General features: G+C 41.9%; 14 protein-coding genes. 4 read left to right on the top strand and 10 right to left on the bottom strand.

Features of this window, described 5'->3' with window-relative positions:
* Positions 1-38: 38 nt before the first annotated feature.
* The 7 genes from E0H89_RS07415 to E0H89_RS07385 form a co-directional block, all read right to left on the bottom strand.
* Positions 39-305, bottom strand: a complete 267-nt coding sequence (locus E0H89_RS07415) for an HP1242/YdcH family protein (RefSeq protein ID WP_131215997.1) — start codon at positions 303-305, stop codon at positions 39-41.
* Between the two features lie 99 nt (positions 306-404).
* Entirely contained in the window at positions 405-743 is a 339-nt protein-coding gene (locus E0H89_RS07410) for a chaperone modulator CbpM (protein ID WP_131215995.1), read from the bottom strand.
* Between the two features lie 10 nt (positions 744-753).
* On the bottom strand, positions 754-1,722 hold the full coding sequence (locus E0H89_RS07405; RefSeq protein WP_131215993.1) for a DnaJ C-terminal domain-containing protein: 969 nt from the start codon (positions 1,720-1,722) through the stop codon (positions 754-756).
* A 142-nt stretch (positions 1,723-1,864) separates the two neighbouring features.
* Positions 1,865-2,110, bottom strand: a complete 246-nt coding sequence (locus E0H89_RS07400; RefSeq protein WP_131215991.1) for a hypothetical protein — start codon at positions 2,108-2,110, stop codon at positions 1,865-1,867.
* Between the two features lie 652 nt (positions 2,111-2,762).
* On the bottom strand, positions 2,763-3,638 hold the full coding sequence (hslO, locus tag E0H89_RS07395; RefSeq protein ID WP_131215989.1) for an Hsp33 family molecular chaperone HslO: 876 nt from the start codon (positions 3,636-3,638) through the stop codon (positions 2,763-2,765).
* Positions 3,639-3,688: 50 nt separating this feature from the next.
* Entirely contained in the window at positions 3,689-5,530 is a 1,842-nt protein-coding gene (locus E0H89_RS07390) for a monovalent cation:proton antiporter-2 (CPA2) family protein (RefSeq protein ID WP_131215987.1), read from the bottom strand.
* A 59-nt stretch (positions 5,531-5,589) separates the two neighbouring features.
* The gene (locus E0H89_RS07385; RefSeq protein ID WP_131215985.1) at positions 5,590-7,812 is read right to left on the bottom strand and encodes a primosomal protein N'; all 2,223 of its coding nucleotides are present in this window, start codon (positions 7,810-7,812) and stop codon (positions 5,590-5,592) included.
* A gap of 152 nt (positions 7,813-7,964) precedes the next feature.
* Here E0H89_RS07385 and gspF point away from each other — a divergent pair, with 152 nt between their 5' ends.
* From gspF to E0H89_RS07370, 3 genes are all read left to right on the top strand, one after another.
* Positions 7,965-9,170 (top strand): type II secretion system inner membrane protein GspF, encoded by a 1,206-nt coding sequence (gene gspF, locus E0H89_RS07380; protein WP_131215983.1) that lies wholly within the window; start codon positions 7,965-7,967, stop codon positions 9,168-9,170.
* A gap of 39 nt (positions 9,171-9,209) precedes the next feature.
* Positions 9,210-9,647, top strand: coding sequence for a type II secretion system major pseudopilin GspG (gene gspG / locus E0H89_RS07375; RefSeq protein WP_131215981.1), 438 nt, complete (start codon positions 9,210-9,212; stop codon positions 9,645-9,647).
* A gap of 282 nt (positions 9,648-9,929) precedes the next feature.
* Entirely contained in the window at positions 9,930-10,265 is a 336-nt protein-coding gene (locus tag E0H89_RS07370) for a hypothetical protein (RefSeq protein ID WP_131215979.1), read from the top strand.
* Between the two features lie 226 nt (positions 10,266-10,491).
* Here the strand turns inward: E0H89_RS07370 and lnt are convergent, their stop codons facing one another.
* Complete coding sequence (lnt, locus tag E0H89_RS07365; RefSeq protein WP_131215977.1) at positions 10,492-12,051, bottom strand: apolipoprotein N-acyltransferase; 1,560 nt, start codon at positions 12,049-12,051, stop codon at positions 10,492-10,494.
* Complete coding sequence (locus tag E0H89_RS07360) at positions 12,048-12,887, bottom strand: CorC family transporter (RefSeq protein ID WP_131215975.1); 840 nt, start codon at positions 12,885-12,887, stop codon at positions 12,048-12,050. The genes lnt and E0H89_RS07360 overlap by 4 nt, the downstream gene beginning before the upstream one ends.
* A gap of 202 nt (positions 12,888-13,089) precedes the next feature.
* Between E0H89_RS07360 and tusA the strand changes: the two genes are divergently transcribed.
* Positions 13,090-13,347 carry a sulfurtransferase TusA gene (gene tusA / locus E0H89_RS07355; protein WP_131215973.1) on the top strand — a complete coding sequence of 86 codons (258 nt, stop codon included), beginning with the start codon at positions 13,090-13,092 and terminating at the stop codon, positions 13,345-13,347.
* Between the two features lie 148 nt (positions 13,348-13,495).
* On the opposite strand, the gene E0H89_RS07350 is transcribed toward tusA, so the two are convergent.
* Positions 13,496-13,768, bottom strand: a 273-nt coding sequence (locus E0H89_RS07350) for a 4Fe-4S dicluster domain-containing protein (RefSeq protein ID WP_171459141.1), incomplete at its 5' end; no start/stop codon positions are given.

The raw sequence follows: 13,768 nt of genomic DNA, 5'->3' as shown, positions 1-13,768 counted from the left end.
AAGTGGAATGATCTGTCTTTTCTCATTAAAACTAAAAATTAAGAAGGATCAACCACTTGAGTATTTCGCGTCAGTATTTTATAAATCTCGTCTTTTATTTTAAGTTTTTTGCGCTTCATTGACTCAATATCATCATTGATCAGATGAACCGGATTGAGTTCAAGTTGAGCAATTTCTTTATCCAGTTCCTGATGACTCTCAAATATTTTTGCAAAATGAGGATCATCATGACGCAGTTTATGGATGAGTTCCTGATGCTCTGGAAACATCTTTTTCACTTTTTTATTGCATTCTTTGGTTTTCATAAGCCTAGATTATTCTCACAAAAAAGTTGGTTTCAGGATAAAAATAACAACTATGTACTTGCCCCTATATAGCAGTACGATTCAGTTTCAAAGACTCAATCAAAAGTCTTTTACATTCATGTGTCTAACTTGCTTGCGTAAATGTTGGACTTCATCAATTAAATCCAGCATCATCGCCACCGCAGAAAGACTGGCATCAAAGTCGCGTTGTAAACGATAAGCCCGACGTGCACGAGACACATCATCACCAAAGAACTGGTGAATGCGTTCTTCTGGGCGGGTGTCTAAAATATCGTATTCAAGCAGTTGTAAAACCCATTCCGGACTTTGTCCACACGCATCAGCAAAATGCTTTAAATCAAAACTATGATGTTCATCAATGACTTCGGCATGATTAAACCCATCACATACAATTTCACGATAATGAATAGTGGTCATGATTGTCTCCTTAACCATTGCGAGGCTTAAATGCTGAAAAAGCTTCTGCAAAAGCTTGATAAGCCTGCTGTTCATGTTCAGTTTGCGCAGCTGGATACACGATATTTAATACCAGAAATAAATGACCGGGTGTTTTACTGGGTATCCCTTTATCTTTTAGCCGAAGTTGCTGACCTGTCTTGGCATTTTTAGGCAGATTTACTTGAACTTTTGTTCCTTCAGGTGTTGAAGTTTCAATAGTTTGTCCTAGGGCTGCTTCCCAGGGTGTAACATTGATGGTGTAGTAAATATCCGCACCTTCCACTCTAATTTTCTCAGTATCTTTATAGTGAATTTCAATATAAAGATCGCCATTTTTCCCGCCATTGATTCCCGTTTGACCTTGTCCGGAAAGACGGATACTTTGACCTTCTTTCATTCCTTTAGGAATTTTGACCTGTAAAGTTTTGCGCTGAACTTCAGCTTCGCCAAAAGCATTTAAAGTCGGAATCTGCAAAGTGATCTGTTGAGTTGAGCCATGGTATGCAACCGCCACATCAACTTCAATACTGGCATGTTGGTCTTCACCTTGATAACTACGCTGCTGTTGTCTTTGCTGCTTTTGATATTGATAATTCCCTCCACCAAAGCCTGAACCGAAACGTCCAAAAAGGTCTTCAAAGCCACTAAATTCTGAATGGTCTTGCTGGTTAAATCCTTGGCGGTAGAAGTGGGCATTGTCAAAACCGCCGGTTCCTGTCTGTGTCCCCGATTGATGAAAAGCTTCAGGATGGTCAAGCTGAAAATCATATTCAGCTTTTTTCTCTTCATTGCTTAAAGTGTCGTAGGCAACATTAATGCCTTGCATCTTCTCTTCCGCATCCGCTTCTTTACTTACATCGGGATGATATTTTCGAGCCAATTTTCGATAGGCTTTCTTGATTTGATCGGGTGTGGCATTACGCGTAATGCCAAGAACTTCATAATGACTTTTAGGCATAAAAATAGGAAGCTAAAATTGGTTAGGTTTTAATCATTATTGAACCTTTAATAAAATTGAAATAGTGTAGATCTGTACCTTATTGTTTCAAATTATGACAAAAAAGCTCCCAGTGAGCAGCCTTTAGAAATTTTGAATAAGATCAATATCTGATCCAGGCTGCACTAGGCCCAATTACTGAAACCCCAACATAGCTTTGAGCATTTAACTGTTTGTCACTCGAACTTAGAGGTAACTTGCCTTGTAGAGTATTATTGATAGGATCTATAACCCGATCATGATTAAGTTCATCTGAGTTATCCAGAATTTGTTTAAAGCCCTCCGGTAAAAGGTAAATCCAGAAAGGCTTTATTTTTAAGTTACCTGGGCAGTTAGAACGGATCGTCATTTTGTTTGTTACCCCTCGCACATTTCGGGTGGTTACCATGATTCCTTCATAAGAATCATCGGGTTTTTTGCTACTTTCAGTATGCGTTTTTTTGGTAGGTATGACCTGAAAGCTAGAACATGATCATTAAGAAGGTCGTCTTTATTTTTGAAGTCCGGTTGAATGCCTGAGAGGAAGGTGGAGAACAATCGGTGGTGCATTTTTTAAGGCAGCCTTATATTTTTCCTAATGATCAATTGCAGTTCGACAGGGAATAGGAGGCACATTGATAATCCTTCCCACATAAACTCCATTCTTTGTTTGGTCATTAATACGTTTGTCTGCGCATATTCTACTTCGTCTTCAAGGGGTATTCATCTATTGGTGAAGCTCAAGATTGCTGCATAAATAAAGCTGTGTTGACAAGCAATAATCTACAAAAAAATATTTTTTATTCATCCCTATATTCCGAATGCAATTGATTATTTTTATATTGTAGACATAAAGGGTTATTGTCATTTTTTGCTTTGATCTGTAGGAAGATTTTCCTCAAAAATAGCCAGACTACAACTACGCAGCTTTAGATAAGACCACAACAGGAATATAAGCTTAAATTTTCTGATAAAAAAGAGCAGCTATATTGCCACTCTTGTTTTAACGATTGGAGCTAACTTTAGCTTAGATGTTTGCCAAATAACCCAAACGCTTCTTCGGCGGTAAAGGTATAGCGGGTGCTACAGAACTGGCAGTCCATGGTAATTGGATTTTGAAACTCCAAGGTTTCACGAACCGCATCGACCCCAATTTGAATCAATGCATTGGCACAACGCTCTTTGGAACAGGTACAGCCAAAGCTTAAGTGCTCGGCTTCTGGCAAGCGTACATCTTCTTCATTATATAAACGGTAAAGAATTTCTGTTGCTTCAAGCTCAGTTAACTCTTCTGGCTTTAAGGTTTCAGTTAACAGGGTCAAACGCGGCCAGAGATCTTCATCTACCCAGTGCTGCTCTTCTTCACTATTACGGGGTAACAGCTGAATCAGTAAGCCGCCAGATTGTTTTGCAGTACTGGCCAAGCGAATTTTTGTCGGAATTTGTGCAGATAAATCATAATACTGCATCAAACAACCCGCTAATGTAGGATGTTCAAGGGCAATGATACCTTGATAGCGTTCACCAAACTCAGGTTCAATATTAATAAACAGCACCGGATTGACCAGAGACGTTAAAATAGTACTGCTGTCTTTGGCTTGAAAGAAACGTGGATCTTCTTCGTAATCTGCTGAAGCGCGTAGCTGACCCAAATGATCGCATTCTGCCATTGCCCACTTGAATGTTCCAGCTGCCTGAATTTGCAGGCTGATCCGGCCTTTAATTTTAAGAGTGCTGGCGAGCAGAGCTGTAGCACTGAGCATTTCCCCTAAAAGCACTTCTATGGCTTGAGGATAATCCCGTTGAGCAAGAATGGTTTGCAAAACTTTTTCGAGATGCACCACTTCACCACGAACCGGGCAATTCTCAATATAAAAGCGTTGACGTAATTCAGACATAAATTTCTCCAATAGCCGGTGTTAATGGTGTCTACATTGTAAAACACAAGCTAGTTACTATCATCTCTTGTGACATCAATACGCTGATGTGCTAAGCCGCGTTGTAAATTGACGCCAGTAGGTTCTTGACGAATCTGGGCATCACTTTCAAATAAGTGTTCAAGCTCTGCTAAAGCATTACGATGTGTTTCATAAATTTTTTGTTCATCGGTATAGACCCGTTGTTGCTGAAGCAATAACTTTTCATCGTAATCACGGAACAATTCAATACTTTTATTCGCATCTTCTTCACTGATATTCAATTCGCGCAAGGCACGGTAGGCCATTCCCAATGAAGATAAATACGTTTCACGCCAGATATGGGCTACCCCTAAATCACGCAGTAAATGCACATGATGACGATCGCGTGCCCGTACTAAAAGTTTCAGGTTTGGATAGTTTAAACGAATATGACGTGCGACATTCATCGAGTCTTCAATATCATCAATTGCCAGTACAAAAACTTTGGCCTGTTCAATTCCTGCCGAACGCAAGATATCAGGTTGGGTGGCATCACCATAGTATACCTTACCGCCATACTTGCGCACGAAGTCCACTTTTTCTAAATTGCTATCAATTGCGGTAAAGGATTGATGCTGTAAATGGGCAATACGGGCAATGATCTGTCCGAAACGACCAAAGCCGGCAATGATCATCGGGTTATGCGTATCTGGAATTTCATCATAAACAGGTACTTTTTCTTTATCAATTAAAGGAATAATCCAGCTGCTGATCAGCCAGTACAGCATTGGGGTGAGCACCATGGAAAGTGTAACAATCAAGGTTACAGGCTCAAGAATCGCTTGGGTGATGACTTTTTCACTACTGGCGACTTTGAGCACCACAAAAGCAAATTCACCCCCTTGAGATAAGCAGGTGGCAAGCAGTAAGCTATTACGCCATGAATATTTTAAATAACGAGCAATTACAGTCAGAGTAATGCTTTTGATCAGCATTAAAATGAATGCACCACCGATAATCAGCCAAGGCATATCCACCAGCAGGGATAACTGGGTGGTCATGCCGACAGTCATAAAGAACAGACCGAGCAACAGTCCTTTAAAGGGCGCAATGCTGGCTTCAAGTTCATGGCGGAATTCAGAGTCGGCGAGCAAGACGCCCGTTAAGAAAGCTCCCAAAGTGGTACTGATTCCGAGCACATCCATCAGTGTAACCACGCCCAAGACAATAAACAGGCCCACTGCCGTAATCAGTTCATGCGCACCACTTTTGGCCACGAAACGAAAAAACGGACGCATCATATAGCGGCTAAACAAAAACAAACCGCTAAAGGTCGCAATAATTGCTGCAAAATAGGCAACCCCATGATGGGTCGATTCGGTGCCGGCCAATAATGGAATAATCGCCAGCAAGGGAATGGCAGCAATATCCTGAAACAGTAGAATAGAAAAGGATTGTTGCCCAAAGGTGGTATTCAGCTGCTGCTTTTCCGCTAGAAGCTGTAACACAAAGGCCGTAGAGGAAAGTGCCAGTGCCATGCCAATCACAAAGCTGGCAGAAAGGCTCTGGTTTAAGGCAAAAAAGATAAGGCTGGCAAGAATAACGCCAGTAATGCCGACTTGCAGGCTACCCATCAAAAAGATGGATTTACGCATCTCCCACAGTCGTTGCGGACGCAGCTCCAGCCCAATAATAAACATCAACAGAATAACGCCAAATTCCGCCAGTTCCTGAATCGCTTCCGGGTCACTGGCAATATTAAAGACACTGGGACCAAGTAAAATACCGGTAAACAAATAGCCGAGTACAGTGGCAATTCCAAAGCGCTTGGCCAAGGGAACCAAGAGTAGGGAAGCACCAAGGAAAATCGTAATTTGTAACAGTAGCGACATTGGTCTGTCCTAGAATTTATTCTAATTTCAAAAAATTTAAGCAAAGCACAAACTTTGGCTTAGCTTAATTCCTGAGGGTCTATATCCAGTGTAAGTTTCATGGTTGATGGCTTTTGATGCAACATGTTTTGCCACCAGGCACGAATATAAAAGTGCAATCGGGCACGATCATGCGATAACAGTACCATATGCGCCTGATAACGCCCGGCTTTACGTTCCATCGGCGCTGGAATTGGTCCCCAGATATCAATTAGATGTTCAGAAATTTGTCTTAAGGCTTGAGCATGCTGTTGTAAAAATTCCTGATTCTGCTCCTGACTTTTTGATTCGCAACGAATCAATGCGGCATACCGAAAAGGTGGCAACAGTGCCGCTTGACGTTCTTTTAAGGTCTGCTTGGCAAAATGCCGGTAATCTTTGTCAATTAAGGTATTGAGTAGGGGATGATCGGGTCTCAGGGTTTGTAAATAGACTTCACCTTTGCGTTCACCGCGCCCGGCACGACCAGCCACTTGTACGATTAGTTGAGCAGTACGTTCGGTGGCACGAAAATCCACGCTGAGCAAGCCTGAATCAATATCCAAAATAGCCACTAAAGTGACATAAGGGAAATGGTGTCCTTTGGCCAGCATTTGTGTGCCAAGTAAAATAATCGGTTCACTTTTCTGAATCTTGTCATAAATTTTTTGCCAGCTACCGACCCGGCTGGTGGAATCTCGGTCTACGCGAATCACATCGAAATTGGGAAAAAGCTGTTGCAGGTGTTCTTCAACTTTAGCCGTGCCCATGCCAATCGATTTCAGTTCCGTATGTTGGCACTGCGGACAATGATCGGGCATGCGGTGAATGCTGCCACAGTGATGACAATGCAAATGCTGATAAGGCTGGCGGTGCACGGTAAAGTTAGCGTCGCAATGTGGACATTTGGCTTGCCAAGCACAACTTTCACAAATCAGTACCGGTGCATACCCACGGCGGTTTAAAAAAACCAGAACCTGTTCTTTCTTATCTAAGCGTTTTTGAATTTCATCAATCAGGTTTTGGCTAATCCCATTTTGCTTCTGCGCAATTTTTAAATCAATCAGATGAATCTTTGGCATCAGTGCGATACCCGCTCGCTGATTCAGCTCCAAACGCGTCATTTTTCCGGAATCTGCTAAAGCATAACTTTCAATGCTCGGTGTAGCTGAACCTAAAATAATCGGACAGTTCTCTAAATGTGCACGATACATCGCGACATCACGGGCGTGATATCTAAAACCTTCTTGCTGTTTAAACGAAAGGTCGTGTTCTTCATCTAAAATAATTAAACCCAAATTTGGTAGTGGGGTGTAAATGGCAGAACGTGTGCCTAAAATAATCGAGGCTTTGCCAGTTTGTGCAGCCTGCCAGGCTTGTAAGCGTTTTGAATCATTCAGTCCTGAATGCAGCAGCACAATATTGCCATGAAAGCGCGACTGGAAACGGCTGATGGTTTGCGGAGTAAGCCCAATTTCAGGCACTAAAACCAAGACCTGTTTGCCTTGTTTCAGGACCTCTTGCATGATTTGCAAATAGACTTCGGTTTTGCCGCTACCGGTTAAACCATCCAGTAAAAAAGCCTGATATTTTTTTTGTGCTTTCAGCACCTGTTGTACCGCTTTTTTTTGGTCTTCATTCGCCGTTAACGGCATTTGCGCCAACGTCACCGGCTGCGGACTAAAATCCTGATTTTCCAGAACACATTCTACAATGGTTTTTTTTTCCAGCGCTTTGAGTGTTGCAGTTTCAATCCCGGCTAAATTTAAAATATTTTCTGTCGTGCCCTGAGGATGCAGTTTTAAAATTTTATACGCTTGTTGCTGTTTTTCGGAGCGAGTGACTTTAGTTTCCGCATTTAGATCCAGCACTTTCCACATTCGCGCCAATAAATTATATGGCTTTCCCTGACGTAGAAAGGTGGGTAAGGCACTCTGAAAAACTTCACCAATCGGAAATTGATAATATTGAGCTGACCAAGTGAGTAAATTTAAGATTTTCGAATCTAAAATTGCCTCATCATCCAGCAACTCGGTAATGGCTTTAAGTTTAAAACGCGGATCAACCGGGGTGTTTTGGGTTAATTTTTCGACAATAATGCCGACCAGATTTTGTCGTCCGAATGACACCAGAACACGCGCGCCGACTTCAGCTTGTTGGTATTGTTCAGCTGTTAAAGTGTAATCAAAACAGTCATAAATATAGACCGGTACTGCAACACGAATGCGATAAAGGTCGGATGAAGTCGATGGTGTATTTGGCATAAATTGGGGTCAAAGCGTCCTGATCAAATTTCGTCGTGCTAAAGGTCGAGTTATGTTAGAGTGAGCGAATCATTTATATCCAAGAATATGAATGATTTTGGTGGTCAGACGCAACAGCGCTGAAGCAATTTTTGGAAAATTAGAGCATCATAATGCCTGCATATCAATTTACTGCCATTGATGCTTCAGGGAAGCAGCAAAAAGGCGTGTTGGAAGGAGATTCAGCACGTCAGATTCGTCAACAGTTAAGAGATAAAGAACTCATTCCTGTGACTGTCGATCCTGTTGAGCAAAAAGATAAGCACAATTCCACCCGCTGGTTTCAGAAAAAAATCACTGCTTATGATTTGGCCTTGTTTACCAGGCAGCTTTCAGTTCTGGTGGCTGCCGGAATTCCTTTGGAAGAAGCGCTGCGCGCCGTGGGCAAGCAAAGTGAAAAAGCCCATGTGCAAAATTTGTTGATGTCAGTACGTTCCAAAGTCATGGAAGGGCATTCATTAGCCAATGCCTTGCAGCAAGCCGGACGTTTACCTGACTTATATATTGCCACCATTGCTGCCGGTGAACGCTCCGGACATCTGGATTTAATTCTGGATCAGTTGTCAGATTACACCGAAAACCGCTTTGCCATGCAAAAGAAAGTACAGGGCGCAATGATTTATCCCATTATCCTGATGCTGATGTCCTTTGCAATAGTGATGGGCCTCATGACCTACGTGGTTCCAGATATTGTCAAAACCTTTGACCAAAATAAAGATGCACTGCCCTGGATTACAGTGGCACTGATGAAGGCCAGTGATTTTATTCGCGTGGCATGGCCATTTTTACTGATAGCCAGTGTAGTTGGTTTTATTGCTTTGGCGCGTTTTTTAAGAACTTCTGCCGGGCATTATGCGTTTGATCGTTTAACACTCAAGTTGCCATTATTTGGTAAATTATCGCGTGGTATAAATGCCGCACGCTTTGCCAGTACTTTATCTATTTTGACCCAGTCGGGCGTACCATTGGTGGATGCACTTAAAATTGGTGCCGCAGTGAGCAATAACTGGGTGATTCGTGATTCAGTTAATCTGGCTGCCGAGAAAGTCACCGAAGGTGGCAACCTTGCAACGCAACTGGAACGCAGTGGTTATTTCCCACCGATGATGGTACAAATGATCAAAAGTGGCGAAGCGTCAGGTGAGCTGGATCGCATGCTGGAACGAGCCTCGATCATGCAGGATCGGGAGGTCACTACCCTCATTTCAACACTCTTGGCTTTACTTGAACCGTTAATGTTGGTGTTAATGGCCAGTATTGTCCTGGTGATTGTGATTGCGGTGATGCTGCCGATTGTAAATATGAATAATATGATTTAATCCATCTTATAAAGATAACGATTTTTGCGAGAGAGTTATATGCAAGGGAAAATATATCAAGCCAAGCAGACTGGCTTTACCCTGATTGAAGTCATGGTAGTGATTGTGATTTTGGGCGTATTGGCTGCGCTGATTGTACCCAATGTTATGGGACGTGGTGAAAAAGCCAAGGTGGATACATCTGCCATTACCTTAAAAGGGGTGGCGGGTGCTTTAGATCAATACAAACTGGATAACGGTAAATATCCGTCCATGCAGGATGGAGGGTTAGATGCCTTGGTGAATCAGCCGGCTTCAGCAAAAAACTGGATGCAGGGTGGCTATGTCAAAGGTGGTTATCCAAAAGACAGTTGGGATAATGATATTCAATATGTCATTCCCGGTGCCGAAGGTCGTGCATTCGATTTATATTCTTTTGGTGCCGATGGTAAAGAAGGCGGTGATGGAACAAATGCCGATATTTATTATCAGCCTTAATTCAGAAGCATGATTTATTCTGAATTAATAGAATAATCACTTCACTTAATCTAACTGTTTATTACTAAGTGAAGTGATAATAAATCTTAATTATAAAATATATAATAAGGTATTGAATTTTAATATATTTAAATAATAATCCCTGTTTGAGATTTATAATAAGAATTATTACCATGTTTGATGGTTACAATAAGACTGGTTTATGAATAAAAATAGACTTTCCATTTATTAAAAAGCTTGCATAATGTTCTGAATGGTAAAGATTTTACCGGGGAGAATGGAATGAAAGCATTAATTATATCGGATGAAATTAACCAATTTCATTGGGCAATGCTCAAGTCTGTTCTTTTAATTTTGAGTTTGCTTCCGATCAGTCAAGGTATTCTAAGTTTATGGCATGCCACAGAAGGAAGTAGCCAGATTATGGTGGGCTTTTTTGCTATCAGTTTATTCAGCGCACTGTTTATTCTGTGCTTTTGGTCGGCACTTAAAACGACTGTACTAAAATTAAAACAACAACAGATTTCAGCTTTAGAACAAGGTGCTGTCAATGTTTATCGTTATATCCCCATGCTGTTTTTAACAGCCATGATGTCTTATTTAGTTACCCAGTTATAAAATCAGTTGAAACAAAAAACCGAGGCATTGACCTCGGTTTTTTGTTTTATTAAGTATAGGGATTATTTCATCCTTCTCCACCTCCCTCTTTTAAAGGGAGGAGTTTCCTCTACCTTTGGTAGAGGATTAAAGAGAGGGGCGATTTTAAGGGTCTCTCTAAGCCTTCACTTGCACTTCGCTTTAAAAGCAATGCTTTAAAGCTCGTTCAGGATAGAGAATTTAAACCTTAACGCCGTGACTTAAACGAAATATCAATTTTACGCGGACGATAAATCCAACCTAAAATCAGCAATAATAATGAGAAACCAAGAATCGGCCAGTCACTCAGACGCGTATATAAGGTTTTACCTTGCATTGCAGGCAGTTCGCCACGAAGGACTGCGGTTTGATCCGTCGGTGCCTGTTTCACAATATGACCGTTATGATCAATAAAGGCCGTTACACCAGTATTGGTGGCACGAATAAACCAGCGTCCATTTTCTTTGGCACGCATTTGCACCATCTGTAAATGTTGCCAAGGTCCCGCAGTACCGGTAAACCATGCATCATTAGAGACAGTGACCAAGTAATCGCTTTGACTGGCATTACGACGCGTCAGGTTTGGATAAGCCACTTCATAACAAATAGCCGCGCCAAGAGCATGGTTTTTTATATCTAATGGTTTTTGGTCACGCGCACCACGAGAGAAACCACTCATTGACGGGTCATTTTGTAATGCGGGTAAGACCCAACTGAGCCAGCCAGATAAAGGCACATATTCGCCAAATGGAACCAGACGCTGCTTCTTATACAACCCTTCAGACGCGTCACCCATAGCCATAATACTGTTGTAGTACATTGGCATGCCTTCAGATTTAGATTCTTTCAAATCCCAATAAGGAAGACCTGTGACCCATGCTGTGCCTGATTTTTCCGCCTGAACTTTCATGGCATCCAAGAAAGGTTCAATATCGGTTTGGAACATGGGAATGGAAGATTCGGGCCAAACAATCAGGTCACGTCCCCATTCTGTACGACTTAAATTAGCGTAAATCATCAAGGTTTTGACTTGATATTCTGTAAGCCATTTTAAATCTTGCGGAATATTGCCTTGAATCAGGGAAACTGAAAGTGGCTTCTCATCCTTTTTTTCTACGAAGTTGAGATATGACGCTGCCCAAGCACCTAGCAGCAAGATCACCGAAGGGATGATCCAGAATACACGTCTATTCAGAATTTCAACCAGCGCACAGGCCAGCATTATCACTACAAATGATACACCGAAGATCCCGAATAGCGGCGCATAGCTATCCAAAAAGCGTTCGGTGAAGGCATAGCCGACAAATAACCAGGGGAAACCGGTGAATACCCAGGTTTTTGTCCATTCAAACAGCACCCAAAGTGGGGCAAAAGTCAGCGGTGTTTCCGGGAAGAATCGACGGTAAATCCAGGTTTGCAAGGCCGTAAATAAACCCATCACCAAAGCCATAAAAGCAATCATCAGTACACTTAAAAAGGCACTGGTATCACCATAAACATGGATAGAGGTATAGAGCCAAAATGCACCGACAAACCATAAGCCAAATCCGTAAGCCCAGCCAATGCCAAAGGCTTGTCTTGCCGAACGTTTACGCAGTGATGCATAGAGCAAGGCCGGGGACAGCAGTGCAAGCCACCAGTAATAATACGGTGCCAGCGCAAAACTGAACATGGCACCTGAAAACAACGAAATTAAAAAGGGATAAATAAACGGGAGCTGATTTTTTTGTTGAGAGGAATTTAACAGCTTATCAAAGTATGTTCTCATTTACGGACAGCTCGAATCAGATGAATAGTACGTGCATCTGCTTCTACAATGGTGAATTCCCAATTTTCAAGTTCAATGATTTGACCTTGTAAATCGCTGACTAAACCAATTTCTTGAAGCAATAAACCGCCGACAGTTTCTACTTCATCATCAGAAAATTCAGCCTCTAAAACATTGTTAAAATGTTCAATTGGTGTAAGTGCTTGAACGAGCCAGGTATTCGCCGTTTGAGGGTCATTATCCGGAATAATGTATTGAGCCTCTTCATCGATCGTATCATGTTCGTCTTCAATTTCACCGACAATTTCTTCTAAAATGTCTTCTAAAGTCACTACTCCAGAAGTTGTGCCATATTCATCAATCACAACTGCAATATGAGTCTGGGTATTTTTTAACATACGCAGGACTTGGTCGGATCGGGCACTTTCAGGAACAAAGATCGGCTGGCGCATAAGCGCACGAATATCGACTTTATTGTTCGGTTCTGTCAAAAATGGCAGTAAGTCCTTGGCCAATAAAATGCCGACCACATTGTCGGGTTGGTCAGATGAAAATACCGGGAAGCGAGAATGTGCAGACTCTACAAGGGTATGCAAGATGTCGAGTAGCTGATCATCTTCTTGTAGACTAATCATCGATGTACGTGGGGTCATGACCTCACGGACTTTTGTCGCAGGAAGGTCAAGTACGCCTTCAAGCATTGCAACAGTATCGGGTTCTAAAAAACGACGTGAATCTTGTACTAATTTTAGCAGTTCGTCGCGAGTTTCGGGTGCAGTGCTTAACCATTTACGTAAGCCGCGCATGCCCCACGACGGGCCTGATTCCTCGTGCATGATCTTTCCTAAAGACTCTTAATATCTAAAAAAACAAATTTTATCATACCCGAGAAAATATAGATGTCTATCTATAAAATAGCTGTATTCCATGAATGCTTGAGTCATCATTTCTTGTGATTTTGAGATGACGTTTGAAAGCAAAAGATGACATTCAAGTTTATGTTAAAATAGCCATGATTTTTTAATACCGAGTTTAAGAATGTCTGAACCGCTTGTTACTCCCACTATTCAGCTAAATACACGAGGACTACGTTGTCCTGAACCTGTAATGATGTTGCATCAAGCGATTCGTAAATCAAAATCGGGTGATGTGGTGGAAGTGTATGCTACGGATAATTCGACGTCTTGGGATATTCCAAAATTCTGTATACATTTGGGTCATGAATTATTATTACAAGAAGAAGTGCTGGATGAAGCTGGTAATAAAGAATTTCATTATTTGGTCAAGAAAGGCTAATTCAGAATATTTTAGTCTTCATTTTAAGATGACATAAAAAACCCCCTCGAAAGGGGGGGGGTTATTAAAAGTTACATGCTTGGATATGAGAAGTATTGCTTCGCAAGATGCGGCGGGAAAAACACTGTTTTAACCTGCCGCAAGGACATTACATGTTTGGATAGTTTGGACCACCACCGCCTTCCGGCGTTACCCAGGTGATGTTCTGAGAGGGATCCTTGATGTCACAGGTCTTGCAGTGTACACAGTTGGCTGCATTGATCTGAAAACGTTTCGAGCCGTCATTGTTTTCCATGATTTCATAAACCCCCGCCGGGCAATAGCGCTGAGCAGGCTCATCCCATTTCGGCAGGTTGACGTTGACTGGAATTGAAGCATCGGTTAGCTTCAAATGCGCCGGCTGGTTTTCTTCATGTACCGT

The organism is Acinetobacter sp. ANC 3781, from assembly GCF_004331285.1.
Taxonomy (GTDB): domain Bacteria; phylum Pseudomonadota; class Gammaproteobacteria; order Pseudomonadales; family Moraxellaceae; genus Acinetobacter.
Note: the sequence above shows the minus strand (reverse complement) of the source record. Positions and strands in the feature narration are given on the sequence as shown.

What these genes read in the sequence shown, in the direction of transcription:
- E0H89_RS07400 (WP_131215991.1), bottom strand. Translation starts at nt 2,110, where the DNA reads ATGACGATCCGTTCTAACTGCCCAGGTAACTTAAAAATAAAGCCTTTC.
- hslO (WP_131215989.1), bottom strand. Translation starts at nt 3,638, where the DNA reads ATGTCTGAATTACGTCAACGCTTTTATATTGAGAATTGCCCGGTTCGT.
- gspF (WP_131215983.1), top strand. Translation starts at nt 7,965, where the DNA reads ATGCCTGCATATCAATTTACTGCCATTGATGCTTCAGGGAAGCAGCAA.
- gspG (WP_131215981.1), top strand. Translation starts at nt 9,210, where the DNA reads ATGCAAGGGAAAATATATCAAGCCAAGCAGACTGGCTTTACCCTGATT.
- E0H89_RS07415 (WP_131215997.1), bottom strand. Translation starts at nt 305, where the DNA reads ATGAAAACCAAAGAATGCAATAAAAAAGTGAAAAAGATGTTTCCAGAG.
- lnt (WP_131215977.1), bottom strand. Translation starts at nt 12,051, where the DNA reads ATGAGAACATACTTTGATAAGCTGTTAAATTCCTCTCAACAAAAAAAT.
- tusA (WP_131215973.1), top strand. Translation starts at nt 13,090, where the DNA reads ATGTCTGAACCGCTTGTTACTCCCACTATTCAGCTAAATACACGAGGA.
- E0H89_RS07405 (WP_131215993.1), bottom strand. Translation starts at nt 1,722, where the DNA reads ATGCCTAAAAGTCATTATGAAGTTCTTGGCATTACGCGTAATGCCACA.
- E0H89_RS07370 (WP_131215979.1), top strand. Translation starts at nt 9,930, where the DNA reads ATGAAAGCATTAATTATATCGGATGAAATTAACCAATTTCATTGGGCA.
- E0H89_RS07410 (WP_131215995.1), bottom strand. Translation starts at nt 743, where the DNA reads ATGACCACTATTCATTATCGTGAAATTGTATGTGATGGGTTTAATCAT.
- E0H89_RS07385 (WP_131215985.1), bottom strand. Translation starts at nt 7,812, where the DNA reads ATGCCAAATACACCATCGACTTCATCCGACCTTTATCGCATTCGTGTT.
- E0H89_RS07360 (WP_131215975.1), bottom strand. Translation starts at nt 12,887, where the DNA reads ATGCACGAGGAATCAGGCCCGTCGTGGGGCATGCGCGGCTTACGTAAA.
- E0H89_RS07390 (WP_131215987.1), bottom strand. Translation starts at nt 5,530, where the DNA reads ATGTCGCTACTGTTACAAATTACGATTTTCCTTGGTGCTTCCCTACTC.